General features: G+C 59.5%; 20 protein-coding genes and 1 tRNA gene. 7 read left to right on the forward strand and 14 right to left on the reverse strand.

From position 1 onward, the window contains the following. Window positions 1–39 precede the first annotated feature (39 nt). Together DWY03_RS07485 and bilR are read right to left on the reverse strand one after the other, a co-directional pair. Entirely contained in the window at window positions 40–420 is a 381-nt protein-coding gene (locus DWY03_RS07485; protein ID WP_117716179.1) for a helix-turn-helix domain-containing protein, read from the reverse strand. A gap of 449 nt (window positions 421–869) precedes the next feature. Beyond that, window positions 870–2,900 carry a bilirubin reductase, long form gene (bilR, locus tag DWY03_RS07490; RefSeq protein ID WP_231500820.1) on the reverse strand — a complete coding sequence of 677 codons (2,031 nt, stop codon included), beginning with the start codon at window positions 2,898–2,900 and terminating at the stop codon, window positions 870–872. Between the two features lie 1,032 nt (window positions 2,901–3,932). On the opposite strand from bilR, the gene DWY03_RS07495 reads away from it, so the two are divergent. The 3 genes from DWY03_RS07495 to DWY03_RS07505 are packed head-to-tail and all read left to right on the forward strand — an operon-like array spanning window position 3,933 to window position 7,158. After that, the gene (locus tag DWY03_RS07495; protein ID WP_117840342.1) at window positions 3,933–5,495 is read left to right on the forward strand and encodes a PTS transporter subunit EIIC; all 1,563 of its coding nucleotides are present in this window, start codon (window positions 3,933–3,935) and stop codon (window positions 5,493–5,495) included. Window positions 5,496–5,540: 45 nt separating this feature from the next. Further along, window positions 5,541–5,810: a hypothetical protein gene (locus DWY03_RS07500; RefSeq protein WP_117840343.1), complete on the forward strand. Its 270-nt coding sequence runs from the start codon at window positions 5,541–5,543 to the stop codon at window positions 5,808–5,810. Between the two features lie 19 nt (window positions 5,811–5,829). Next, window positions 5,830–7,158, forward strand: a complete 1,329-nt coding sequence (locus DWY03_RS07505) for a 6-phospho-alpha-glucosidase (protein WP_231500819.1) — start codon at window positions 5,830–5,832, stop codon at window positions 7,156–7,158. A gap of 73 nt (window positions 7,159–7,231) precedes the next feature. Here DWY03_RS07505 and DWY03_RS07510 read toward each other — a convergent pair whose 3' ends face one another. Next, on the reverse strand, window positions 7,232–8,089 hold the full coding sequence (locus DWY03_RS07510) for a MurR/RpiR family transcriptional regulator (protein WP_006235773.1): 858 nt from the start codon (window positions 8,087–8,089) through the stop codon (window positions 7,232–7,234). 589 nt (window positions 8,090–8,678) lie between these two features. Further along, a tRNA-Met gene (locus DWY03_RS07515) sits at window positions 8,679–8,755 on the reverse strand. A gap of 196 nt (window positions 8,756–8,951) precedes the next feature. On the opposite strand from DWY03_RS07515, the gene DWY03_RS07520 reads away from it, so the two are divergent. Next, on the forward strand, window positions 8,952–9,725 hold the full coding sequence (locus tag DWY03_RS07520) for a type III pantothenate kinase (protein ID WP_158558637.1): 774 nt from the start codon (window positions 8,952–8,954) through the stop codon (window positions 9,723–9,725). Between the two features lie 171 nt (window positions 9,726–9,896). On the opposite strand, the gene DWY03_RS07525 is transcribed toward DWY03_RS07520, so the two are convergent. From DWY03_RS07525 to DWY03_RS07535, 3 genes are all read right to left on the reverse strand, one after another. Beyond that, on the reverse strand, window positions 9,897–10,598 hold the full coding sequence (locus DWY03_RS07525) for a hypothetical protein (protein ID WP_055251520.1): 702 nt from the start codon (window positions 10,596–10,598) through the stop codon (window positions 9,897–9,899). Further along, on the reverse strand, window positions 10,599–12,341 hold the full coding sequence (gene folP / locus DWY03_RS07530) for a dihydropteroate synthase (RefSeq protein WP_117840346.1): 1,743 nt from the start codon (window positions 12,339–12,341) through the stop codon (window positions 10,599–10,601). Between the two features lie 94 nt (window positions 12,342–12,435). Continuing rightward, window positions 12,436–13,188, reverse strand: a complete 753-nt coding sequence (locus tag DWY03_RS07535; protein WP_117840347.1) for an NAD-dependent protein deacylase — start codon at window positions 13,186–13,188, stop codon at window positions 12,436–12,438. 114 nt (window positions 13,189–13,302) lie between these two features. Between DWY03_RS07535 and DWY03_RS07540 the strand changes: the two genes are divergently transcribed. Next, a complete protein-coding gene (locus DWY03_RS07540) occupies window positions 13,303–14,121 on the forward strand; it encodes an exodeoxyribonuclease III (RefSeq protein ID WP_117840348.1) in 819 nt (272 codons plus the stop codon). A gap of 534 nt (window positions 14,122–14,655) precedes the next feature. On the opposite strand, the gene DWY03_RS07545 is transcribed toward DWY03_RS07540, so the two are convergent. The 5 genes from DWY03_RS07545 to DWY03_RS07565 form a co-directional block, all read right to left on the reverse strand. Then, window positions 14,656–15,354 (reverse strand): DUF6580 family putative transport protein, encoded by a 699-nt coding sequence (locus tag DWY03_RS07545; protein WP_231500818.1) that lies wholly within the window; start codon window positions 15,352–15,354, stop codon window positions 14,656–14,658. Between the two features lie 121 nt (window positions 15,355–15,475). Beyond that, complete coding sequence (locus tag DWY03_RS07550; RefSeq protein ID WP_117778675.1) at window positions 15,476–15,913, reverse strand: hypothetical protein; 438 nt, start codon at window positions 15,911–15,913, stop codon at window positions 15,476–15,478. A 78-nt stretch (window positions 15,914–15,991) separates the two neighbouring features. Next, a complete protein-coding gene (locus DWY03_RS07555; RefSeq protein ID WP_158558638.1) occupies window positions 15,992–17,182 on the reverse strand; it encodes an MFS transporter in 1,191 nt (396 codons plus the stop codon). A 14-nt stretch (window positions 17,183–17,196) separates the two neighbouring features. Further along, window positions 17,197–18,843 carry an amidohydrolase gene (locus tag DWY03_RS07560; protein WP_117840351.1) on the reverse strand — a complete coding sequence of 549 codons (1,647 nt, stop codon included), beginning with the start codon at window positions 18,841–18,843 and terminating at the stop codon, window positions 17,197–17,199. A 2-nt stretch (window positions 18,844–18,845) separates the two neighbouring features. After that, window positions 18,846–20,057 carry a nitrate/nitrite transporter gene (locus DWY03_RS07565; RefSeq protein WP_117840352.1) on the reverse strand — a complete coding sequence of 404 codons (1,212 nt, stop codon included), beginning with the start codon at window positions 20,055–20,057 and terminating at the stop codon, window positions 18,846–18,848. Window positions 20,058–20,267: 210 nt separating this feature from the next. Here DWY03_RS07565 and DWY03_RS07570 point away from each other — a divergent pair, with 210 nt between their 5' ends. Next, window positions 20,268–21,041: a helix-turn-helix transcriptional regulator gene (locus DWY03_RS07570; protein ID WP_124785727.1), complete on the forward strand. Its 774-nt coding sequence runs from the start codon at window positions 20,268–20,270 to the stop codon at window positions 21,039–21,041. Window positions 21,042–21,065: 24 nt separating this feature from the next. Here the strand turns inward: DWY03_RS07570 and DWY03_RS07575 are convergent, their stop codons facing one another. Further along, window positions 21,066–22,709 carry an ABC transporter ATP-binding protein gene (locus tag DWY03_RS07575; RefSeq protein ID WP_117840353.1) on the reverse strand — a complete coding sequence of 548 codons (1,644 nt, stop codon included), beginning with the start codon at window positions 22,707–22,709 and terminating at the stop codon, window positions 21,066–21,068. Then, window positions 22,709–23,596, reverse strand: a complete 888-nt coding sequence (locus tag DWY03_RS07580; RefSeq protein WP_231500817.1) for an energy-coupling factor transporter transmembrane protein EcfT — start codon at window positions 23,594–23,596, stop codon at window positions 22,709–22,711. Before DWY03_RS07580 ends, DWY03_RS07575 begins: the two co-directional genes overlap by 1 nt. A gap of 199 nt (window positions 23,597–23,795) precedes the next feature. Between DWY03_RS07580 and glmU the strand changes: the two genes are divergently transcribed. Further along, window positions 23,796–25,208, forward strand: a complete 1,413-nt coding sequence (gene glmU / locus DWY03_RS07585) for a bifunctional UDP-N-acetylglucosamine diphosphorylase/glucosamine-1-phosphate N-acetyltransferase GlmU (RefSeq protein ID WP_117646163.1) — start codon at window positions 23,796–23,798, stop codon at window positions 25,206–25,208. The last annotated feature ends 130 nt before the right edge of the window (window positions 25,209–25,338 follow it).

Here is a 25,338-nt window from a genome sequence, read left to right on the forward strand (position 1 = left end):
CTCCTATCTTTTTAGTGCCCTCGGATTGGGTCATAGTGTCTATTCCGCTTTTTTAACGCGCGGCTTATCAACCAGCGCGGACTCACCGCTCTCGCGATACTGGCGGCACCAAGCCTTGACCGAAGACTCGCTGGGAATCTTGTGCTTGATCATGGCCTCGCGAACCGTTAAGCCGTTTTCCAAGCGGTCCTTGACCACGGCGAGCTTAACTTCGTACGAATAGGTGTGATGATGCGAACCGGCGTTGAGAACGGCGTCGGCACCGCCCACGGCATACGCGCGGGCCCACTGACGAGCCGTGGCCTGGGGAATGCCAAGCTCCGCGGCGAGGGCGCGATGACCGACCCCCTCTTGGAGGACCTCGACGGCGCGCTGCCTAACCTCGGGCGCATGCGTGCGAGTCCTAGTTGCTTCCGACATACCTGCCACTTCTTAGCCTTAACCGTTAATCTGCTTTCTTACGTGCAAGTTAGATAGTAGCATTTTACTGTTTGCTCAAAGCAGTTAATTAAAATAGACGCGGTGTTATCTGGGCATTTGGCACCAATTTACGACATTTCTTTATCGATTATTTACGCTGGTAGCTGACTCGCAGCCAATCGTCATTCGCTTGTCAACAAAATTGGCATCTCTTTATGTCCTTTGCTATAGCGGATATGATTATTAACCCCTCCCCCAATTATTTTGAGTAATCGGCAAGGCAGTAGACGTCCTTACTCCTCATGATTACCGCGCATTGCCATCCACCGGAGCAAAACAAAAAGGGCGGGGCCTGCTGCGCTTGAAGGCCCCGCACCGGTTGACACCCGACGGGACACAGCCGGGCGAGACGGATCCGTGCTACCGTCCCGCCTGGCCGCGATGTTCAGCTACAGCTCGTTGGCCGCGTGATACGCCGTGCGAATGGCGCTCGCAATGTCGGCGGTGCGCTCGCCCGAGCAGTCGCCCACGCAGGTCACGGGTACCGTCACGCCCTCCAGGTCAAACGCGTTGGCCTTGGAGCCCACGGCCATCACCACGTAATCGCAGGCGATCTTCACCGGCTCCTCGGCGCCGTCCTCGGTGGTGCGGACGGCCTCCACGCCCTCGTCGGTAATGGCGGTCAGACGGGTCTTAACATGCTGCTCAACACCATGCTCGGCAAAATCGCTCATAATCAGCGGCAGAATGGTCTCGGACTCGCCTGCGGCAATCTTGTCGAGCATCTCGACGATCGCCACCTCGCAGCCGTGCTGCAGCAGGTACTCGGCAGTCTCGGTGCCCACCAGGCCACCGCCAATGACGGCGACGCGCCCGCTGAGCTCCACCTTGCCGGCCAGCACGTCCCAGCTCGAGACGACCTTCTCCGAGTCGGCACCCGGAACGGGAATGACCACGTCGTGCGCGCCCACGGCCACAATCGCGGCGTCGGCGGCGTTGAGGTCCGCGGGGCTAGCGGCGTGGTTGAGCTCAACCTTCACGCCCAGGCCGGGCAGAATCTTCTCGTAGTACTCCACCGAGCGCATGATCTCGTCCTTGCGCGGAGGCGCGGCCGCCAGCACAATCTGGCCGCCCAAATGGTCGCTCGCCTCGTAGACGGTCACGTCGTAGCCGCGCTTGGCCGCCACGCGCGCGGCCTCCAGGCCGGCAATACCGCCGCCCACCACGGCGATCTTCTTGTCACCCTCGCCCGGCTTAATGGCGACGGTCGCCTCGTCGCCGTTCTCGGCATTGAGCACGCACGAGATGTACTGACGGTTTTGGATCGCGTCGACGCAGCCCTTGTTGCAGTTGAGGCACTCGCGAATGGGCTCACCCGTGGCGGCCTTCAGCGCAATGTCGGGGTCGCACATGAGCGAGCGGCCATAGGCGATGATGTCGGCCGCGCCGTCTTCCAGGATCTTCTCGCCGGCCTCGACCGAGACCACACGGCCGACGGTTGCCACCGGCACGGAGACCAGGGCCTTGACGCGCTCGGCCACGGGCAGCGTCCAGTTGTAGGGCATGGCGCCCATGGGCGGAATAGTGTCGCCCATGTTGCCGGTATGGTTGGCCTGCGCGACCTGGATCATGTCGATGCCCGCACCCTCGAGCAGCTTGGCAAACTCGCAGGCCTCGTCGGGCAGCAGGCCGCCCTTGCCGCGCGGCGTGCCGTCGGGGTTCTCCATGATCACGGGGAGCTTGTACTCCACCATCAGCTGCGGCGCGGCTTCCTTAATGGCGGCGACGACCTCCAGCGCATAACGGACGCGGTTCTCGAACGAGCCACCGTACTCGTCCGTGCGCTTGTTGAGGATCGCGGAGCACAGCGAACCCACCAGGCGGTCGCCGTGGACCTCGATGGCGTCGATGCCGGCCTGCTGCGCGCGGGCGGCCGAGGCGGCGATAGCCTCCTTGATCTGGGTGAGCTGCTCCACGGTGGCCTCGTTCACAAAGTGCTGCATGTCGTGGTGCAGCTTGGCGTATGCCTGCTTGCGGATCTCGTTGGACTCGGCCATCTTGGCGGCAAAGGTCTCCTCGTCGCCGGCGGCCTTGGCCTCCTGCGCGGCCTTGGCGGCGGCCATGGAACCCATGACCATGCGGCCGACGCCGGGGACGTCGTACTCGGGGTGGAACAGCTGCAGGGCGATCTTGGCGCCGTGCTTGTGGACGGCGTCGGCCAGCGCCTTAAACGTGGGGATCTGAGCGTCGGTCGCCAGCTTGGGCGTGGGGCTTGCGGTCATAACGGGAGCGACGTCGCCGATGACGATGTAGCTCACGCCGCCACGGGCCAGACGCTCGTAAAAGGCCAGGCTGCGCTCGCCGATGGAACCGTCGCGCTCCTCGTAGCCGGTGGTCAGCGGCGGGAACATAATGCGGTTTTTGAGCTCAAGGGGGCCAACCGTAATGGGTTGAAACAGCTTGGACGCAGGTGTGGTCATGGACATTCCTCTCTTGTAGGCGCGGCGGCGATGATGCCGCGTAGTTGTCTAGAGGATATGACATGGGAGCACAGTGGTGCAACGGAAATCGGCAGACAGCAGGTAGCGGCAGGTGGAAGGGGCGGGGCGGCCCGTCGGTTTGTCTCGATCTGTAACAGTTAGGCCCACTTTTGGCCTCCACCTGTTACAGATCGAGACAAACCAAAACCGTCCCGGCGGAAAATCTCAATCTGTAACAATTACAGACCAAAACCAACCCTAACTGTTACAGATCGAGACAAACCAATCCCGTCTGCCGAAAGATCTAGATCTGTAACAGTTACTCGGCAAAATGGGCCCCAGATGTTACAAATCGAGACAAACGGGACCCACCTGCAAGATAATCTCAATCTGTAACAACAACTCGGCAAAATCCGTCCCTCGTGTTACAGATTTAGACAAACGGAGACCGTCCTGCCGAAAGATCTCAATCTGTAACACCTAGCCGCCCAAATCGGGTCCACCTGTTACAGATCGAGATTATGTTTGAGAGGCTGAGAGCAGAGGCCCGAGCGAAAAAGCGGACAGGCCGACGGCATCGCCCCGCCGTCATATCGAGGGCCACAGCAACCCGAGCGCGTGTCAACCCCGCAATTCCGGACATTTCATCCCTTTTCCGGCTGCCCCTCCTCCTTTCATCCAGGATGCCCGGACGGCAAGAGTCGGAACGTCTCCTCAATATCCAAACTTCACGCAAGCCCAATGCGAATAGAGACGGACCTGGCAAATCAAGACACGGCTAGCCGTTCGCACCCAAAGCCGTTTGCCTAAAAATGTATACCGCTGGCCGAAATGGAAAGATGGTAACAGCGAAAAAGACTAGCCGAGCTCGTTTTAAGCACCGTTTGTTCCGTCCCACATGTTTTGTGAACACTCTAACTATCATGAAGCCAGTAAACAGAGGTAGACATCAACATCCAACGCCGGCAAGTATGCGAGTGTCGTCTCTGCCTAAGGGGCAAGCCCCCGAGATTAGTTAGGAGAGGGGAAGAGATGGATAAAGTCAAAACGGCCTTCCAGAACTTTGGCCGCGTTATCGTCGACCCTATTTTGTACCTTTCGGTGACGGGCATCATTTTGGCCATCGCCACGGTATGCTCGCTCGGCAGCGGAGTTGTCGCAGATCTGGGCACGCTGCTCTCCGCGGCAACCAACTCCGCGGTGATCGGCAACCTGCCGGTGATTTTCGCAGTCGGCCTTACGGCAGGCTTCGCAAAGAAGCAAAAATCCAACGCGGCAGTGTTTGGACTTATTAGTTACCTCATGTTCCTGTATGTCAACAACGCCTACCTGACGCTCACCGATCAGCTGGCAAAAGCTGGCGCGATGGGTCTGTATGGCACTGGCCAGGCAACGGTACTGGGTCTTCAAGTTACCGATGTCAACGTCTTCGGCGGCGTACTCATCGGATGCTTCTGCGGTTGGCTCTATAACAAACTGATCGACGTAAAGGTATCGGAGTATATCCGGATTTACGGCGGACCCCGCCTGGCCCTTCTGGCGATGGTTCCGCTGAGCATTGTCTTCGGCATCGGAGCGACTATCGTGTGGCCCCCTATCGCCAACGCCATCAGCAACGCTTCTTCATTCATCGCAGCCTCGGGTGGTCTGGGCGTTTTCATTTACGGCTTCCTGAACCGCGTCCTCGTACCTCTCGGCATGCACCACTTTATGTGGATGCCGTTTGACTACTCCGCGATTGGCGGCACGGCGGTCGTCGCCGGCCAGAGTGTTTCCGGCGCAGCAAACATCTTCTATGCCGAGCTTCCCCATATCGCCGACGGATCCCTCACCACAGTCGACCCCTCTGTCCGCTTTGCCATGTTCGGCTTTGGCAAGGAATTCGTAACCCTCGGCACTGTGCTCGCAATGATTGCGACTTCCCGTCCGGAGAATCGAAAAGCTGTCGCAGCCATGCTGGTGCCCATTTACATCACCGCCATGCTCTCCGGCATCACTGAGCCGCTCGACTTCATGATCCTGTTCGCGTCTCCGATTCTCTGGGTTGCCTACAGCCTGTTCTACGGACTGGGCGAGATGCTCCTGTTTGTCCTGGGAGTCCGCTTGCTTAACATGTACGGTGGCATCGAGCTGCTCACGCTCGGCCTGCCTTTGCCAATGGGCGTCACCAAGTTCCCGATTTACATCGTCTTGGGCATCGTGTTTGCCGCCGTTTCGTTCATCGTTCTGGCGATGGTGATCAAGAAACTCAACCTCATGACGCCCGGCCGTTCCGCAGAGTGGTCTGCAGAGGTCTCCGGAGACAACAATGCTCTCGAGTCCTCCGGAACTCCGGAAGTCGACGCAAAACAGCAGGAGATGGTGCAGAACATCATCAACGGCCTTGGCGGCAAGGACAATATCAACACCATGGGCTGCTGCATGACTCGTCTCCGTGTCGAAGTCAAAGATCCCAACAAGGTCAACGAAGAGACCATCAAGAAGGCTATCGACAAGGGCCTGTTTAAGAACGGCACCAATGTCCAGATTATCGTGGGAACCAACGTGCACTCCGTCTACGACCTGCTGCGTCCCATCCTTAATCTGGAAGATTAACAGTCGCTTAAGCGATAAGCGATAAGCGATAAGCGAGGGGACCTCATGTTGACCAAAACGTTTCATTCAATCCAAGGCATGTTCGAACGCCTGCTCAACATGTACAAAGAAAAGTCGACAAGGGGTCTTCTCGTACTTATGGCTGCATTCGCATGTGGTTTTATCTGGCCGCTCCTGGGTCTACTCGCTGCGGTTTGGACCCGGCGTTCAGGAAGGCACGCGGACGCAGGCAGCATTGCAGGCATGGCGGCGGTCATCAACATCGCCACCTACTTCGTGCAGATAGTAACCAAGATTGTCTGCAGCTCAATTTGATTTGAAAGGCATGAACAACATGAACGGATACAAGATTGTCATCTGCGGCGGCGGCAGCACCTATACCGCTGGCATCGTCAAAGACCTGATCGACCAAAAGGATGAATTAGGAATACGCGAGCTTTGGCTCTATGACATCGACGAGGAGCGCCAAGACACAGTCGCCGTGGTGGTTAAAGCGGTTATCGATGACCTTGCTCCCGAGATCCCCTTGCATGTAACCGTCGACCCCAAAGAGGCGTTTACAGATGCGAACTTTGTTATGGCGCAGATGCGCGTGGGCGGGCTCAAGATGCGTATCCAGGATGAGCAGATCAGCCTGCGCCATGGCGTAGTCGGCCAAGAGACTTGCGGAGCAGGTGGCATGGCCTATGGCATGAGGACCATCTTCCCCATGTGCGAGCTTGTCGATTTCTGCGAGGAGTACGCCTGCAAGGACTACTGGATCGTCAACTACTCCAACCCCGCTGCCATCGTAGCCAAGGCGATGCACAAGCTGCGTCCAAACGCTCGCATTCTCGACATCTGCGATATGCCGGTAGAGATTGAAGCCCGCATGGCGGAGATTTTGGGCTGCGAACTCGACGACATTGAAGTCGACTACTTTGGCCTCAATCACTTTGGGTGGTATACCAGCGTACGCTGCAAGGGCGTCGACGTTACGGACAAGCTCAAAGAGCACGTGCGTAAGTACGGTTACATTTCCGAGGCAAGTCTCAATGACGCCTTGGTAAAAGACCCAGATTGGGCCCACACCTTCAAGAATGCGGCAACGATTTCTACGCTATTCCAGGATTACCTCCCCAACACCTATTACCAGTATTACCTGTTGCCCGATGCCTGCGTGGAGTACATGGACATCAATAACACGCGTGGCATGCAGGTCGTAAACGGCCGCGAAAAGCGTATCTTCGACGCATCTGCGGCGCTTAAGCGCGGTGAAAAGGTCGATCTCACGCAGTTCTACGTAGGCGTCCACGGCAGGTTCATTGTCGATGTCGTCAAGTCCCTGGCGAAGGATTTGCGCCATCGCCAGCTGGTGATTGTGCCCAATAATGGCGCAATCGAGAATCTCTCGGACGACGCGACCGTCGAGATTCCGGCGTACATCACCGATCGAGGAGCCGAACCGATCCGCGTCGGGAAGATTCCCCGCTTCTACAAGGGCCTTATCGAGCAGCAGGATGCCTGCGAGGGCCTTGTGGTCGAGGCCGTTATCGAGGGCTCCTACCAGAAGGCACTCGAGGCCTTCACCCTCAATCGCACGATTCCCTCAGCGCGCGTGGCTAAGGAAGTCTTGGACGACATGATCGAGGCGAACAAGGGCTATTGGCCTGAGCTGAAGTAGAGAAGCCATCCAGATAGCACAAGCACAAAAGGTGGCCTCAAGGCAAAATGCTTTGGGGTCACCTTTTGTATGACTAAATCTCCGCAAAACTCGTAAAGATGAACGAATCGGCCTCGTGTTTTACACGATAGTTCTCTTGATAATCCTGATTGAATATAAGCGAATAAATAACCTGAAGCGTATACGTGAGCGAGATCATGGAAGAGTAATTGGCAACCTTTCCAATCACGCGCTCTGATTTTGGAATGAGCAAGACAGTGTCGCATTGCCTGGCGAGCGCCGAATCAGAAAACGCCGTGATTAAACACGGCTTGATTCCGCGCTCGGAAAGAGCGGCGGCGTATTTGGAATAATCATAGTGAATGCCGCTGTAGCTTAGGAATAAAAACAGGTCGCCGGGCCTACCGTTCTTAACGTGCAGCGTCTGCAGGCCCCCGTCGTCTGCCATGGTGACATGACGATCGAGCTTGAGAAGATTGTTGCGAAAGATACATCCCGCCAGATAGCTTTCCCCTTTAGCAAAGATGTAAATTCGCGGGGCGCTAAGAACTGCCTTGGCGATTATGCTCAATTTGGCGCTATCGAGCTCGATTTTCGTTTGATCTATGACGCCCTTCAAGAGATTTGCAAGGTTGCCCTCGATGGCCTCAATTGAATCGGTACTGCCAAAAGGACGATTGTGATCGACAGTGGCAGCCAGAAGATAGTCTCCGCTTATCTCCTGGATGAGCTGCATGATCAACTCTCGATAGCCGCTTAGGCCCAATTTCTTACAAAAGCGGATGATAGTCGCGTTCGAAGTGTAAGTCTCCTGTGCGAGCTTTGCCATAGTGAGGGTCTTAAGGTCGCCGGTATGATTGAGCAGATAGGTAGCAATGGCTCGGTCGGTTTCATTAAAAGACGCGCTGTTACGCAGGCTGTCAAGAATCATGGTCGCTCCGATCGCTTTAGTTTGCCACTTAATTATGTCATTATCAAAACGACGGGCAGCTCTTCATGCGCTGACTTACGCCCTGCAATCTCTCTTCTGATATTCCGCATGCTTCGGCAACATTAATTGGGAGGAGCGTGTCACTCAGTTCCTAGAGAACAAATGCGAAGAGGTTCGATTGCCTGAGTTCACTGCCCGCCTTGAGGCAAAGAGACGGCCCCGGCCAAGCTCCATGCGGATTTGAGGCAGCATGGTGCTTGTCTGTCGGCATCCTACAACCTGTAATCCATACTCCCCCGTTTCTGTGCTGAGAAGAATAGGCGGGGTTCCAAGGGGACACGTCCCTTTGGCGCGCAGGGGTCCGGGGATGGCGCGGTCCATCCCCGCCACTATTATTAAGCTAAGGACCGCCGAAACTCCTCCCAATTGGAGTTTATCGGTCGATAAGTCAAGCCGACCGGCCCGCGATTATCAATGGTTTATTTGCTTCACATAATAAATTGACTCAGGATTCACCCGCAATTCACCCGCAAAGTAAACCGATAAAGAAAAAGCTCGGAAGCAATTTTGCTTCCGAGCTGCAAGTTCTTGGTCGCGGGGGCAGGATTTGAACCTACGACCTCCGGGTTATGAGCCCGGCGAGCTACCAGACTGCTCCACCCCGCAATGTCTGGGCGCCTCATGTGCGCAAGAAAGAATATTACGCGGGAGTTCGGTAAACGGCAAGGAAAATCTCGTAGAGCATAATTCCTTCATATTTAAACCCCTCAGCCCCTATCACCGTAAACGAATTGCAGCCGAGCGCCGTCGACGGCACGTATACAATGGTGCGCGTCCTTTTATGCCAACACCGGGAGTAGACATGCTGCTCGCTATCGATATGGGAAATACGCAGACGGCCATGGGCCTGTTTGACGGAGACGAGCTGGTGCAGTCGTGGCGTATGCCCACCGACCGCTCCTATACCGCCGACGAGATCCACGTGCGCCTGATGGGTTTCTTTAAGATGTACGGCCTCTCGCTCGATACGGTTGACGCGATCGCCTTTGCGGGCGTGGTGCCGCAACTCTCGCGCGAATGGCACGCCGTGGCCAACCGCATCGCGGCAGACGCCATCGTCATCGGGCCGCAGACGGCCGCCGTGACCAAGCTGCGCGCGGCGCGCCCCCAGGCCGTGGGCGCCGACCGCGTAGCCAACGCCGTTGCGGCCGAGACTTTCTACGGCGCGCCGGCAATCGTGGTGGACTTTGGCACCGCGACCAATATCGACGTCATCGATGAGGACGGTTATTACATTGGCGGGGCGATTGCGCCGGGCATCCGCATCTCCATGGACGCGCTTGCCGCCCGTGCCGCCAAGCTCGCCAGCGTGCCGCTCGAGGCGCCCGAGCACGCCATCGGTCGCGACACCGAAGAGTGCATCAAGGTCGGCGCCGTGATGGGCGCCGCCGCCATGGCCGAGGGCCTGGTCACGCGCATGAAGCGCGAGCTGGGCCGCGAGGACGCCACCGTTATCGCCACGGGCGGTCTCGCCGGCATTGTCGCCGATTCGACCGATGCCTTCGACGTGGTCGACGGGCAACTCACCATCAAGGGCATCTGCGAAATCTACCGCCGCATGCAGGAGCTGGGATAGAGTAAACGCCAGGTCGCAGCAACCAGCCGCCAATCCTATTCCTCAAAATCGAAAATTTTTCAGTTTTGAGGAATAGGGTGCTGACAGCCCATTCCCCAGACAACAAGACCCTCCCCGGCAGCCGAGGAGGGTCTTGTTGTCATCGCTATCTTTGAGCGCGGGCGCCTCGCGTTACAGTCCGCGAATCCGTACGGCCTCGGGCGGAAACTCCTGCTCGCCGGCATCGGTCTTGATGGTCGCGCGGCCCCAGATGTCCAGGCCCGCAAACACACCGACCGCAAGCGGCAAGCCGTTGGGCGACACCGCCGCGACCTGACGACCCAACAGTGGCACCATGTCAAAGTACTCGCCCAGCACCGGAGCCAGCGGGCCGGCAGCGCCCTGTGGTGTGTTGGCGGCAACCGCCCAGGTGTCCACGCGGACCAGCACGGCGGCGGCCAATGCCTCGATCAGCGCCTCATCTGCCATATCCACACCAAGCTCACCCAGCGCCGCACGCTCAATATCAACCGTCACCGCGGCAAACATGCCCGCAGCACCGGCACCGCCGTTCACGGCAACACGCGCGAGTGACGTCTCAAACGCAGGCGCACCGCACACGATGTCACTCGGCCACTGGATACCCACCTTACCGGCAAGGCCCAGGCCCGGCGTCGACGTCGTGCCCACGAGCGCGTCCATCATGCCCATCGCGGCCACAAACGGAAGACCGTGGAAGGCGTGCATGTTCACGTCGGGGCGAACGACCAGCGAAAACGTCAGCGAAGCATCGCCCGCGCTCCACGCGCACCAGCCCGCGGACACGCCCTCGCGGCCCGCGTCACGCGCCGCGTCGAGCTCGGTGCCGGCGGCAACAGCATTCATCTCGATCATCTACATGCGCCCCAATTCGCCCACGATATGGCCCACGCGGTCCTCGGGCCCCTTGACCTCGACGCCGTTGTAGCGGAAGAACCGCGCCGGATCGTGCATCAGATCCTCGAGCGGCACCAGCACAAAGTCGCGCTCGCCGATCAGCGGATGCGGCAGGCGCAGCTTTTTGCCCCCGTGGGTCTCGCCGTCCATCCACAGCAGATCCAGGTCGATGGTGCGCGGGCCGTTGGCCTTGGCCTTTTTGGAGCGGTCGCGGCCCAGCTCGGCCTCGATCTTCATGAGCTCGTCGAGCAGCACCAACGGCGCCAGCTCGGTCTTGATCTCGATGACGGCGTTGGCAAACGCGTCCTGACGCGTCTCGTAGGCCGGCTCGCTCTCGTAGATCTTGGAGGAGTTGGACACGCAGGTGAGTGGAATCTCGGCGATCATGTCGCGTGCGGCGCGGATGTTGTCACAGCGATGCCCCAGGTTGGAGCCCACGGCCACAAACGCGCGGCGCGGCTGCGGCTTGGCAACCGCCCAGTAGCCGTTCAGGAACTGCGCAAAACCCGCGGCGTCGTGCACGCGCACGATGTTGGCACCGGCCTGGATGGCGCCCAGGCACACGCCAAACGTAGCGGCATCGCGCTCGGCGGCCTCGGTCACGCCCGAGACGGCGCCCACAAAGCGCTTGCGCGATACGGCGCACATGAGCGGATAGCCCAGTGACGCCATCTTGGCAGTCTCGCGCTGGATGACGATGTCCTCGTTAGCCGACTTACCAAAGCCCGGGCCAGGATCGATGCAGATGCGGTCGCGCGACACGCCGGCGTGGATGAGCGTGCGGGCCTGGTCGGACAGAAAGCCCATAACGCGGCGCATGATGGGCGCCGAATCGGGCAGGGTGAAGCGGCGGAGCTGAGAGGTGGGCACGTAGGCCTCCTCGCGGCGGGCGCTGCGGCGCATCATGGCCGCCAGGTGATCATTGGGCTCCGATGCGGCCTCGGTGGCTGCGGGCGCGGCCTCGGGCGCGGGCGCGACGGTCTCGGCGGCAGCAGCCTGCTCGGCGGCAGGCGTCTCCTGCTCGCTTGCAGGCTCGGTCGCGGGCTCAGGTTCGCCAAACGGCAACGAGGGCTGCACCACGCCACCCGGAAGCTTGGCCTCCGGCTTAGGCTCACCCAGCAACTTGCCGCGACGGCGACGAGCCGGCTTCTCGGCCTCACGCGCGGCCTCGGCAGCCGCCTCGCGCGCCTTCTCGGCAACAAACGCCGCTGCCGAGGTATCGAGCTGCACCGTTGCGTGCGTGCGGGTGGGCACGGCGACCTCGCCGGCATGCATCACAATGACTCCGCAGGTGCTCGTCTTAACAAACTCGACCATCTTGGGGTCGGTGAAGCCGGTCACGTCGTTGACGATCGAGGCGCCGCAGCGCACGGCCGCCTTAGCAACCGCCACGTGGCGCGTGTCGATCGAGACGATGGCGCCCTCTTTGGCCAGCGCGCGCACCACGGGCAGCACGCGGCGAGCCTCCTCATCGGGATTGACCGGGGTAAATCCGGGGCGCGTGGACTCGCCGCCCACGTCGATGATGTCGGCGCCGGCGTCGAGCATCGCCAGGCCGTACTCGATGGCGGCATCCGGGTCGAAGTGCTCCCCGCCGTCGCTAAACGAATCGGGCGTCACGTTGAGGACGCCCATGATGCGCGGACGGTCAAAGCTGAGCTCGTACTTTCCGCACCGCCATGTCTTGCTGTCGTTCGCCATGAACATCCTCCTAAAATGCCCACGCCGCCGCGCTCGGGCGCTGGCGGCGTGGTCGCTTTGCAATCAGTCTTTCTATTGTATCCGCGCACGCGGGCTAGAACGCAAACGCGGCCGCGATGTCGCAAGAAATCAGCAGGTCGGCATTTGCATCCTGATCGGTGGGGGCAAGATTGCAAATGGCCAGCGTATCGCCGGTAAAGTAGCGTGTAAGGCCCGCCGCCGGATACACCACGAGCGAGGTCCCGCCTACAATGAGGGCATCGGCCGCGGCGATGGCGGCAACGGCACCGGTCAACACATGCTCGTCGAGCGGTTCTTCGTAGAGCACCACATCGGGCTTGATGCGACCACCGCACGCGGGGCACACGGGCACGCCCGCGGCGTCCTCGTGCTCGCGCGAGCAAATCCACTCGGCGCTATAGACCGCTCCGCACGACTGGCAAATGTTGCGATGGACCGATCCGTGCAACTCAAACACGCGCTGCGAGCCCGCCATCTGATGCAAGCCGTCGATGTTTTGCGTCACCACGACATCGAGCTTGCCAGCTCGCTCCAGCTCGGCGAGCTTGGTGTGACAGCGGTTGGGCTTAGCGTTAAGCGCGATCATCTTGGTGCGGTAAAAGTCGAAGAACTCCGCCGGATGCGTCTCGTAAAAGCTGTGCGAGAGCATGGTCTCGGGCGGGTAGGCAAACTGCTGGTGATACAGGCCGTCAACGCTGCGAAAATCGGGAATGCCGCTTGCCGTGGAAACACCAGCGCCACCAAAGAACACCATGCGCTTGTGGGTATTGAACAGCTCCGCCAGCGCGGCGGAGGCCTGCTTGGGATCTGTTATCGCTTGCGTCATGTTTGTCCTCCGTCCATGTTGGTCGGGGCGGCTGCGATTGCGCCGTCGCCCACGGAGCCCACCCCGCCCCTGTTGCGCTAATCTTAAGCCTGCCAACCCCGTCGAAAGGACACCATGCCTCAGACTTACACTTTCGCCTCGTGGAACGTCAACGGCCTGCGCGCCGTGCTCAAAAAGGACCCGAGCTTTATCCAGATCACGCAAGAACTCGACGTCGATATCCTGGCGCTGCAAGAGACCAAGCTGCAAGAAGGCCAGGTCGATATTGACCTGCCCGGCTATCACCAAACCTGGAGCTACGCCGAGCGTAAAGGCTATTCGGGCACTGCGGTCTTTAGCCGCCAGGAACCGCTGCGCGTGCTGCACGCCGATGCGCTGCTGCCCTACGCCGGCGAGGGTGAGGCAGCTGAGCTCGTTGCCCAAGCCGCGACCGAGGGCCGTGTCTGCGCGCTGGAGTTCGACAAGTTCTGGTTTGTCGACGTCTATACACCCAACGCCCAAAATGAACTCGCCCGCATCGACGTGCGCATGGCCTGGGACGATGCTTACCGCGGCTTTTTGAACGCGCTCGAGCGCGAGACCGGCAAACCCGTCGTGACCTGCGGCGACTTTAACGTGGCGCACGAGGAGATCGACCTTAAGAACCCCAAGTCCAACCGCGGCAACGCCGGCTTTTCGGACGAGGAGCGCGGCAAGTTTACCGAGCTGCTCAACGCCGGCTTTACCGATACCTGGCGTGCGGCAAACCCCGACGTCGAGGGCGTCTACAGCTGGTGGAGCTATCGCTTTAATGCCCGCAAGAACAACGCCGGCTGGCGCATCGACTACTTCCTGGTAAGCGACGCAATCGCCGACAACGTACGCGACACCGGCATCCGCGGCGACATCTTCGGCAGCGACCACTGCCCCGTCACCCTTACGTTGGAGCTCTAACTCCAGCTGCCCCCGGAGACGAAGGAAAACGGATCATTTTGGGCCTCGTGAGGGTGTCCGCGTGACCCATCCGCCACGAAACACGCCCATCTACTACGTTTAAGCCACCACCCTCAACCACAGCGAACAACGCAAAAAGAAAACCGCAGGTAGAAAGCCTGCGGTTTTTCATAAAACGCGGTCATGGTCGGGAGTATCAAGCTAAACGTAGTAGATGGGCCAGTTTCGTAGCAAGCGCCGTCAACTGATTCCCTGGGGACATCTGGGGACGGAAGAAAATGGATCAATTTGGCTCTCTGAGGGCCACGATGCCCGTCATATCAGCCGGCCATTCCAAAACTATGCCGGTTTACGGGGCTGAATCGCGAACCCCCAACCATACGCAATTCCGAGATAATAAAACCGCAGGTGAACGGCTTACTCTATTTCGAAAAAAGCCGGCATGGTCTGCCTGCGCCAATCTAGCCCCGTAAACCGGCATAGTTTTGAAATGACACTTCGGCAGTATTGATTCCCGCCCCGACGCAACCAGCCCTACAGCCTGTATTTCACGACGACACGGTTAATGCGACGGCACCAAGGCTTGTACAAGGCGGCCAAAAACACGCAGGTCGCAAGGCCGTGCGTAATATCGAACGGCACTGCCGTGGCAAGACGCGCCACGGCACCCGCCCAAGTAAGCGGCTGTACAAAACCAATGATGTCATATGCGTTGATCACGACGCCATAGAGCAGGCCCGACGCAAAGCCGTACGCCAGCAGTACTGGCATGCGCACGGTGCCGTCGACGCGGTCGAACGCACCCGCATACGCTAGCGCGCCGCCAACATAGCCAACCAGCCCCCAGGCATACATCTGCCACGGCGTCCACATGCCTTGTCCAAAAAAGAAATTGCTGGTCAGCGCCGCCAGCGCGCCAACCATAAAACCATTGCGGCGACCAAGCGTCGCCCCCGCGATAATGGCGATGGCACTCACCGGTTTAAAGTCGGGAATGGGACCGAACAAGATGCGCCCCGCCGCGGCCAACGCCGCCAACACCAGCGTGGGCATAATCTGGCGCAGGCCCGGGCGCGAAGCCTCGTAACCCGCAAAGAACAGCGCAAGCACCAGCGCCACCACAACCAGCATGGCCAACGCTGCCTGCTCAACGCCCGCCAGCAACGCCGCAGCCATCACCGCAGGAACCGCCAGCAGCAGCGGGATTTCCATATGTTGCAAGACGCGTGACAACGGCAGCCCCCATCAAACGAATGTCCGTTTATGGTAGCACGGGCAAAATGAGGCCGACCAATCCCCCGGCCGACCTTGGCTGCCAGTCGATCAGGCTTTCGCCACGCGACCGGTCTTGGCGCTATTCGCCCGTAACTTTAGCGGCAATGGCCGCGACAAAAGGATCAAACAGCAAGCCGCCCACAACGACAAAGGCCCATCCGCCCACCACGAGGCGAACCCAGCGCGAGAAAAACGGCACACCGTCGATAACGCCAACGCCTGACTGAAACGCGACTTCAAATAGCCCGATAATGCAGAAGAGCAGAGTAGCGCCCACAACGGTTCCGCAAATCCGTGCGCCCGGAGTGTTCCGATCAAAACCAAAAAACTCAACGCACGTCTCAATTGCTTTGCCAAAGAGCGGCAAAAAACCCACGAACTGTGCAATACCGATGGCCAGAATAAGCTGCCCCCAGAAACCAGTAAGTCCCTGAAAATCTAAGCCAGGCTTTCCCTCAACAATCGGCAGAAATGAACACATGAATAGAGGATTAACGATGCCGTTGAGAATGGTCACAGCGGTACTCTTTTTTAGTGTCAAGTAGACCAACTCCTTTTGCCCTTGTCGGCCAGGCCCAAAGGGCGGAAGCGAATATTACATAAGTGAATCGGGAGACGGCAGGAATGGCGACACCAGCGCCGTCGCGCCAAACAGAACAGCGCACCCAAAAAGCAGCGTTTCGTAGCTCTCGCCAATGCAGAAGGAGAGGGCCACGGGAATCAAAAACGTAAGTCCCAGTGAAACGGTGCTCACCACGCCGCCGGCGCTTCCCGCAAGTCCCTCGCGCACCTCGGGCAGCATGTAGGGCAGCGACTGAACGACCGGACCAGCGACGGAGCTCGAAACGCCGATCGCAAACATCAGCCCCACAGAAGGATGGGAGACAAAAGCCTCTCCTGCCCACATAAGGGCACTTCCCGCCATTGCGGAGATGGCCATAAACACGCGATAATCGCCAAATTGCGCCCGCACATAGGGTCCAGCCACGCTGCCGACAATCGATCCAAGCGTCACGAAAGAGGCGAGAAGTCCAGCAGCCTTGGGTTCAGTTGAAGCCTCAAGCGCTGAAACAAGATAACCCGAGTACGCCGTAGCCGATGCAAGGGCAACTCCAAGCAGTATCGCCACGAGCCAAACTATCGGCATCTTGATTACCGCCGCAAACGCACTTGCCGACGATGCAGCAGGCTCCGCGCCCTGAACGCCAAAGCCATCTGCAGCCTGCAGAACATCTGCCGACGGCGCAACCAGCAGCCACAGCAATCCAAACACGGCAAACAAAACCGCGGCAAGGGCATATGCTCGTCCGGGCGTTGCAAAGAGAGGAGAGGTTGCAAGCGAGCAGGCGATTCCGCCCGACCCCGCAGCGTAGAACCATCCCATGGCCCTATCGGTTTCTCCGCCAAAAGCGGAACCAAGCACTTTTAGAACGATGGCATTCACGACGCATGGTGCCGCACCCAGAAGCATGGTCGCCGTGAACAGCGTCGCAAACGATGCGCACTCCGCGCGAGCAGCCGCTGCAATTGCAGAAATCGCCGACGCGATGAATACGAGCGCCTTCACGCCATATCGATCGGCGCAAACGCCGACAGGCATGCCGAATACAACGGCAGGAACAAACGGGGCAAACAGGACGGCTGAAAACTCGGCCGAGGTCAGATGCAGGTCCGACACAACCAGATGTGTCAATCCCGACACCTGATACTGCGCGTAGTTCGCAGCAAACACGATGCCGCACACCACAAACAGCAGGGCATATTTTTCGACCGTCCCTTTGCTCACGTTCATCACCCTATCTATGCTTCATCCTTGCGATAGACGACGCGTCCGTTAAAGATCGTCGTCTCGACTTCGAGATCGCGAAGCGCCATCGGGTTCATTTCAAACGGATTGCCCGACAGGATGACGATATCGGCAAGCTTGCCGGCGGCAAGGCTGCCCAAACGGCGCTCAAAGCCCTCGACATATGCTGAGCCGAGCGTGTGCGCTTGCAGCGTCTCGCCGAGCGTCAGGGCATTCTCGCGGAAGTATCCCTCCGCCGGGTGCCCGTCAAACTCGCTACGCGTCACCGCAGCATACACGGTATCGATAGGATCGATTGACATCACCGCAGGCCAGTCAGTACCAAGCCCTAAGTGGATTCCGCCATCGGCCTCTTCCCTATAGCGCCACATGTGGCTCATGCGCTCTTCGCCAAGAGACTCCTCGTACACGCCCTGCCCAAGGCCTCCGATGGGATGCTGCGGCTGGACCGCAGCATTAATGCCCAGGCGCTTCATGCGAGCAATATCCTCGAGCTTCAGGTTATCTGTATGCTCGATAGCAAAACGCGCCCCCTTGTTGCCGCACACCTCCTCGGCACGCTCGACGGCATCGATAATCATCGTGGCCGATGCGTCGCCGATGGCATGAATACGAACATCGAAGCCATTCTTGCTGGCCTCGAGCATCATGCGGTCAAGCGTCTCCTGGTTGCATGCTGGTTCGCCGCGAAAGTCCTTCCCCGTAGGAGCGTTAAGATACGGCTCATGCATGTAGGCCGTGTACGCCTCGGGACAGCCGTCCAAAATGTACTTGAGACCCGCCATTCGGACGCGCTCGCCGTGATGACGCACACGCAGGGCCTGCGACTCTGCCATCGGAGCGTCGAGCGCAGAATAGTAGCTAATACGCAGCGTACTCAGGTCCTCGCTCGCCAGACGGTCATAGATGTCGTACACGCCGGGCGTGGTCACGCCCAAAGGATACATATCACCGATCGAAGTTATGCCGAGCTTGTTGAACTTGCGCATCGACTTGAGCAACGACGCATCAAGGTCCGGTTTGTTGAGCACAACATCGAGCAAGATGTTCGTCGCCTGGGGCTCAGACAGAAAGCCATTGGGCTCGCCGTTGTCAAAGTGGCGGATAAGGCCACCTTCAGGCGTCGGGGTATTGCGATCAATACCAACCGCCCTAAGCGCGGCGGTATTGCACCACACCACGTGCATCGAAAAATCCGAAAGCACGATTGGGCGGTCGATATCGAGCGCATCGAGGCTGCGGCAATCAGGGTCAATCGGGTTTTCCCATGCAGGCGAATACCAACCCTGGCCGTAAATCCACGGATTGTCAGGGTGTTCGGCAGCAAACTTTGCCACAGCATCCACGCAAGCCTGCTCACTCGGCAGGAACATCAGATCGCAACAGAAGTCTTCATCCTTCTGGATTGAACCAAGCGCAAAATGCATGTGTGAATCGTTGAATCCGGGCATGACCAGTTTGTTGCCGGCGTCAATAACCTCAGTATCGGGACCGATAAACGGCTGCACCTTGTCGGGAGAGCCCACGGCCACAATCTCGCTGCCGCGAACTGCAACGCACCCAGCGCGAGGCTCAAGTTCCTCGGCCGTAAACAGCGCCGTCGTCTTAAGGACGATATCGGCGGGAACCACCGATTCCATGGCTACTCACCGTCCTTGGCGGCGGCAGCCTGCATGGCCTTGCGGCCGAGCTCGGGCAGGAAGAAAACCGGAACCACGGAAAGCAGGAAGCAGAGGCTCTCGAGACCCATGTTCATAGTGTAATCGGCACCGGCAATGGCGGAGATACCGATAGGCAGGAAATAGCTCATGAGCAGGGAAATGGTGCCTACGATACCGCCAGCGGAGCCAGCATACTTATCACCAATCTCGGAAAGGAGGACAGGCATGGACTGCATGATCGGGCCGTTGATGGCGGTAAAGAAGCCATTGATGACCAAAATCGTCCACAGAAGGAAACCAACCGGGGTGTACCACGTCACGAACATCGATATGGCACCGATGAGAGTAGTGACGATGAGAAAACCCTTGAACTTTCCAAGCTTATCGCAGAACGCAGGCCCAACGATGCAGCCGAAAAAGCTGCCAACGGTAACAATTGCGGCCATGAAACCAGCAGTGGCGACGTCTATGCCCTTGCCAAGCTGAAGCGCCTGAGGCAGGAAACCGGCATAGGCAGTGGTAGAGGCAAGTCCAAAACCGACGCCGATGGAGATTAGCCACACGCCAGGACTCTTGATAGCAACCTTGATGTAGTCGAGCACGGGCTCGGGCTCGGGGAGCGATTGCCCCTCGGGCACATCTCGGTCAAGCACAATCCAAAGAACCCAGGAAATGGTCATGACGACAGCAGCGACCATATAAGAGTTAAAGACGCTGCCGAACAAGCCAGCGCAGATCTGAGCGACAACGATGGCAACGCACGAAGCCGCGTAGAACAAGCCCATGGCGAAACCAGTCTGTTCACGGAACCAGGTGCCGAGCACCTTGATGAGGTTGGCGTTGAGTGCCGAGATTCCCATGCCAATCAGGAACATCGATGTCATCTGCATCGTGAACGAATCGAGCGTAAAGCAACGGAGAAAACCGCCGGCAACCGAAATTGCGGTGCAAACCGTGACAACTTTCTTAGAACCGATACGGTCACCAAGGGCACCCAGCGGAATTGAGAAGAAAACGGCGGTAAGCATAGGAACGAGGAACAGCATCGAAAAGCCGACGGTATCGATATTGAGCATAGGCATGACCTCGACGGCGAGTGCTGAGACCTGGTACTGCATGTAGTTAGCCATAAAGCACAGCAAGCAAACGACTGAAACAATCGCCCAACGCCATGAAGGAAGCTTCTCTTCCATGATGACTCCTTTAATAAGTCGGAATAATCAAACAGCTTGGAGAACCGGGCCCTGGCTCTTAGGTATTCATATTTTGCGATTGGCCCCTCACCGAAACCATTCGGCTAACGGCTTATCATCATTCGAAAAAAGGAGTAGTATCTCTACGCAAATTAACTAAAATGCCAGCTAAACCACTACGCAATCTCATCGGAGGTCATCTTGAGCTTTTTGTCCGATTCTGAATGGCTCTGCTTAAACGATCTCGTGCTTTCGATTAATTCCATCGACAGCGACCGCGAGTTTCGCTCGACCGTCCTCAAAAAGCTGCGTTTTCTCATCCCCTACGAGTCGGCTGCATTTTTCCTGAGCGACCTTTCCAGGGATCTCGTATCCACCCCGCAAGAATGGAAAACGCGCGTCTTTCTTGACCCTCTTGGCATCGATGTCCCCGCTGGGATGCTCGAGCTCTACACCGAAAAGTACTGGCAGCAGGACATGATCGTCGCCCACCGCAATCTTACGCGCTCGACGGTGCTGCGCGAGTCCGATCAGCTCAGCCCTGGCGATATCGACAGCAGTTATATGAAGGATTATCTTGGCGGCCGCCACGTCGTCAACGTCAGTTTCTTTAATGACGAGGGCTTTTTGGGATCGCTCAATCTTAATCGCAAGAAAGAAGAGGGCGACTTTAGCGATCGCGAAGTTCAAATCCTTGAGCTCATCGAACCACACCTCACGAACCGACTATCAAAATGGCGTGTGCGCGCCGACCGCAGCTCGTCTGAAATCGTATTTGCTCACGACTACGACGTCTCAGCGCGCGAAATCGATGTGTGTCGTTGCGTGTTATCGGGCATGGACAACGCGGCCATCGCCGAAGAGCTCTCCATCAGCACTGGCACCGTTAAAAAGCATCTGGAGAACATCTTTCGAAAAACACAGGTCAACAGCCGCGTTGGGCTCATGGCGCTCCTTCAGCAGTACACGGCGCTCAAGCAGTAAGACCGTTCTCGCCCGCGAACCCGCTCACGCCCTATAAAACACGTTGTCGGCAAAGAAGTCGGTCGGCGGCTCCATGCAGGCGATCTCGCCATCAAACATCATGGCGATGTCGTCGGCTACCTGCTCGGCAAAATCCAGGTCGTGCGTTGCCATGATGACGGTGCCGCCAGCCTTCGCATGGTCACGCAGGGCGCGAGCGATGATGCGGCGGCTCTCCAGGTCCAAGCCCTTCGTGGGCTCGTCAAGCAGCAGCAGCTCGGGGCCAATCAGCAGCAGCTTTGCCAGCGCGAGCAGCTGGCGCTGTCCGCCCGAGAGGTCGTAGGGGTGACGCGTCTCCAGGCCGTCCAATCCCAGTTGCGCCGCACGCTCCCGCGCCAAGTTCTCGTCATATCCGCAGGTCGAGGCCCATTCCATCAGCTCATCGTGAACCGTCTCGGCAACCAGCAATGCTTTGGGGTTCTGAGGCAGCAGCGCCGCCGAGGCCGCTCCGCGCACCATGCGGCCGCGCTGCAGCTTGGCGGTCTTCGCCAGCACCGAGAGCATCGTCGACTTACCGCATCCGTTGCCGCCCACGACCGCATGCACCGCACCGGCCGAAAACGCCACGTCGAGCCCGCGCAGCACCCAACCGCCCGCGCGATCGTAGCGAAACCAGCTCCCTGCCAGGGTGGTAGCCGACCCGCCGTGCATTTTTTGGAGTATTCTGCTCCCATCCGTGCGCGGGAAGGCTTCCGAGCCGTTCTCGAGCGACGTTTGCGCCACAAATTCGGACGATTTGTCCAATTCCGAACTTTTTTTCGCGCTCGATACGTCCCCGGGCGGCTCCAGAGAGCCCAAATTGTCCTCACGCCTGCTGAATACTCCGTTTTTTGCACATCGGACGGCACCCCACCCCAACATGTCGTCGGAAAACAACGATTCTCGGCGTCCCAAAGAAGCCATATCCGCCACCTCGCGCACGCGACCGTCCTCAATCCGGTACGCACACGTCGCATACTCGAGCATTGGACGCGGTTGATGCGTAGCCACAACAACCGTGCAGCCCAACTCACGGTTCACGCGAAACAGCGCGTGCAGAAAATTCTTCTCGGCAACGGGATCGAGCTGAGACGTGGGCTCGTCGAGTAGCAGCACACGCGGACGCAGCGCCAGGACGGCGGCAAGCGACAGCAGCTGCTTGCGGCCGCCCGAAAGCGTATCGGTATCGCGATGAAGCCAGTCCTCCAGACCAAAGAAATAGCTGGTCTCAGCTACGCGACGGCGCATCTCATCACGTGCTAGCCCCAAGTTTTCCAGGCCAAACGCCATCTCGTGCCACACGGTTTCGCACACGATCTGGTTCTCGGGATCCTGGAACACATAGCCCACGCGCTCCGCCGATGCCCGCACGTCCATGTCGGCAACGTTCTCGCCCAGCACGCGCGCATCACCAGTGCGCTCGCCCGCCGGCGCGATCTCGGGCTTGAGCAGCGACAGCAGCGTCGACTTGCCCGAACCGGTACCGCCAACAAGCAGCGCAAATGCACCTTGGGGAACACGCCAATCAAGCCCCTCGAGCACCGGTGCCTCGGCCCCGGGATAGGCAAAACTAAGGCCCTGCACCTCAATCGCCGGAATATCCGGGCCGCACGCCGCGCCCGACACCGGGCCCCTATCCAACCGAGCCATCAGCCAAACCTCTTCTCATCAATCGCGTGCGACGCGCAAGGCAGCATCATCCAGGCAGCGTACACGACATAGCCCCGCCACGGCGCCGGCACCGAGAGCTGCGGATAAAACGAATACTGCGTTGTCGCGGTCCATGCCACCGCCACCGCGGCGGCACCAAACACCGCAAGCCCAGCCAGCGCGGCAACGTCGCTGCGCCCCAGTCGATACCGCGCATACGTCGTACGACGCGTCGCGGCACCCCACCCGCGCGAGCGCATCGCGTCCGCGCGCTCCAGCGAATCTTCCATGCCCCAGCCCATCAACACACTCGATGCCCGCAAACGCGAACGCACGGGGTCGGCCGGCGCGCTGCCCGGCACATCAATCGCATCCTGCACCGCCAGCACCGTACGACCGCGGCGCAAAAACTGCGGGATAAGCCTCATGCACATCGAGATCATGAGCGCAATCACCGGCGCGGCATTGCCCAGCAGCGCGAGTACCTTGTCGTATTCGAGCATCGATGCCGCCGCCTCAAACCACAACACGCTCGCCACAAACAGCCCGCCCATGCACAGGCCGTATACCATGCTCTCCAGATACACCGCGCGCATGCCAATACGGAACAGCTCCGTCGAACCCGAGGCGCTAAACAGCGGATTGAGCAGCGCGACGATCAAAATCACCGGCAGCTGCCAGCGGAGCGCGCCCAGCGTGCGGGCAGCCCCACGCGTCGCAAATCCATACGCCAGCCCGCCTGCGAGCGACAGCGCGATCAGTACCGGCTGCATCGAGAACATAGTGAGCCCCAGCGTCAGCACTATATAGAGTGCCGGCACAGCCGGATGCGACATCGAGAATGCCGCGACGGGCCCGCCGCCAAACTCCTCTCGTATGTTATCCACGGGCACCCCCGTTCCCTCGCTCAAACAACAGCTCCGCAGCACCGCCAACGCCGCACGCACGCAGTGCAAACGCCACGCCGGCGGCGCAAGCCTCAACCGCCGCAAACCAATCGTTACGCGCTCGTCATATGCCTGCGGTATCATATTGCGCCGTGTATCGTTTCCAAACACACGTCTCTATAACGTAACAGGAGATCACATGGACGCAACCGCAATTATCCTCGCTGCCGGCGAGGGCACCCGCATGAAGTCGAACCACTGCAAGGTTTCGCACAAGATCCTGGGTAAGCCCATGGTCCAGTGGATCGTCGACGCTACCATCAAGGCCGGCTGCAGCCGCGTCGTGGTCGTCATCGGCAGCCACGCCGACGAGATGCGCGCCCTCATCGACGGCGCCTACGCCAACAGCGCCACCAAGGTCGAGTGCGTCGAGCAGACCGAGCGCCTGGGCACCGGCCACGCCGTAAAGGTCGCGCTCGAGGCCTGCGGCATCACGCAAGGCCCCGTCGTCGTGCTCAACGGCGACCTGCCGCTCATCACCGCCGACACCGTCGCCAAGTTCGCGCAAACCGTCGCCACCGGCGAGCTCGCCTGCACCGTCATGACCATGACCCCGCCCGATCCTTTCGGCTACGGCCGCATCAAGCTGGGCGCCGATGGTCAGATCGAGCGCATCATCGAGCAGAAGGACTGCACGCCCGAGCAGGCCGCCACGCTGCTGGAGTGCAACGCCGGCTGCTACGCATTTGACGGCACGCAGCTCGCCGCCCACATCAACGAGATCGGCAACGACAACGCGCAATCCGAGTACTACCTGCCCGACATGCTCGAGATCCTCAAAGGCCACGGCCAGGCTGTCTCCATCTTCCACTGCGACGACTACCGCGACGGCCTGGGCGTCAACAGCCGCATCCAGCTCGCACAGCTCACCGCCATCGCGCGCGACCGCATCAACGAGCACTGGATGGCCGAGGGCGTTACCTTCATCGACCCCACACAGGCCTGGATCGGCCCCGATGCCGTTATCGGCCGCGATACCGTCGTGTGGCCGCAGACGCACCTGATCGGCCACGTCACCGTGGGCGAGGAGTGCCAGCTCGGTCCCAACAGCCGCCTCACCGACACCACCGTCGGCAGCGGCTGCACCATCGATGAGACCATCGCCATTGAGGCCGTCATCGAGAACGGCGTCGACTGCGGCCCGCGCGCCTACCTGCGCCCGGGCACCCACATGCTCGACGGCTCCAAGGCCGGCACGCACGTGGAGATCAAGAAGTCCACGATCGGCGAGGGTTCCAAGGTGCCCCACCTGTCCTACATCGGCGACACCACCATGGGCTCCGGCGTCAACGTGGGCGCGGGCTCCATCACCTGCAACTACGATGGCGTGCACAAGCACAAGACCGTCATCGGCAAGGACGCCTTCATTGGCTCCGACACCATGATGGTCGCGCCCGCCCAGATCGGCGACGGTGCTCTCGTGGCCGCCGGCTCCGTCATCACCGAGCCGGTCCCGGCAGACGCGCTCGGTCTGGGCCGCGCCCGTCAGGTAAATATTGAGGGCTGGGCCGCCGATTACCGCCGCCGCCTGCACGAGGACGACGAGGTATAACGTTTTACCAAGCACAAAAGGAGCTGCTCCATGGGGGCGGCTCCTTTTTCTATCGTGACCTGCGCAACCGGATGAGTGGTCGGTTCGTGTCCGTTGGCGGTAAAGACGTTATCAAGACCCGATAAACCCC

Origin of the sequence: Collinsella sp. AF23-2, assembly GCF_003459245.1 — a bacterium.
In the GTDB taxonomy this organism is placed as follows: Bacteria; Actinomycetota; Coriobacteriia; order Coriobacteriales; family Coriobacteriaceae; genus Collinsella.

What these genes read in the sequence shown, in the direction of transcription:
- DWY03_RS07485 (WP_117716179.1), bottom strand. Translation starts at nt 420, where the DNA reads ATGTCGGAAGCAACTAGGACTCGCACGCATGCGCCCGAGGTTAGGCAG.
- bilR (WP_231500820.1), bottom strand. Translation starts at nt 2,900, where the DNA reads ATGACCACACCTGCGTCCAAGCTGTTTCAACCCATTACGGTTGGCCCC.
- DWY03_RS07495 (WP_117840342.1), top strand. Translation starts at nt 3,933, where the DNA reads ATGGATAAAGTCAAAACGGCCTTCCAGAACTTTGGCCGCGTTATCGTC.
- DWY03_RS07500 (WP_117840343.1), top strand. Translation starts at nt 5,541, where the DNA reads ATGTTGACCAAAACGTTTCATTCAATCCAAGGCATGTTCGAACGCCTG.
- DWY03_RS07505 (WP_231500819.1), top strand. Translation starts at nt 5,830, where the DNA reads ATGAACGGATACAAGATTGTCATCTGCGGCGGCGGCAGCACCTATACC.
- DWY03_RS07510 (WP_006235773.1), bottom strand. Translation starts at nt 8,089, where the DNA reads ATGATTCTTGACAGCCTGCGTAACAGCGCGTCTTTTAATGAAACCGAC.
- DWY03_RS07520 (WP_158558637.1), top strand. Translation starts at nt 8,952, where the DNA reads ATGCTGCTCGCTATCGATATGGGAAATACGCAGACGGCCATGGGCCTG.
- DWY03_RS07525 (WP_055251520.1), bottom strand. Translation starts at nt 10,598, where the DNA reads ATGATCGAGATGAATGCTGTTGCCGCCGGCACCGAGCTCGACGCGGCG.
- folP (WP_117840346.1), bottom strand. Translation starts at nt 12,341, where the DNA reads ATGGCGAACGACAGCAAGACATGGCGGTGCGGAAAGTACGAGCTCAGC.
- DWY03_RS07535 (WP_117840347.1), bottom strand. Translation starts at nt 13,188, where the DNA reads ATGACGCAAGCGATAACAGATCCCAAGCAGGCCTCCGCCGCGCTGGCG.
- DWY03_RS07540 (WP_117840348.1), top strand. Translation starts at nt 13,303, where the DNA reads ATGCCTCAGACTTACACTTTCGCCTCGTGGAACGTCAACGGCCTGCGC.
- DWY03_RS07560 (WP_117840351.1), bottom strand. Translation starts at nt 18,843, where the DNA reads ATGGAATCGGTGGTTCCCGCCGATATCGTCCTTAAGACGACGGCGCTG.
- DWY03_RS07565 (WP_117840352.1), bottom strand. Translation starts at nt 20,057, where the DNA reads ATGGAAGAGAAGCTTCCTTCATGGCGTTGGGCGATTGTTTCAGTCGTT.
- DWY03_RS07575 (WP_117840353.1), bottom strand. Translation starts at nt 22,709, where the DNA reads ATGGCTCGGTTGGATAGGGGCCCGGTGTCGGGCGCGGCGTGCGGCCCG.
- glmU (WP_117646163.1), top strand. Translation starts at nt 23,796, where the DNA reads ATGGACGCAACCGCAATTATCCTCGCTGCCGGCGAGGGCACCCGCATG.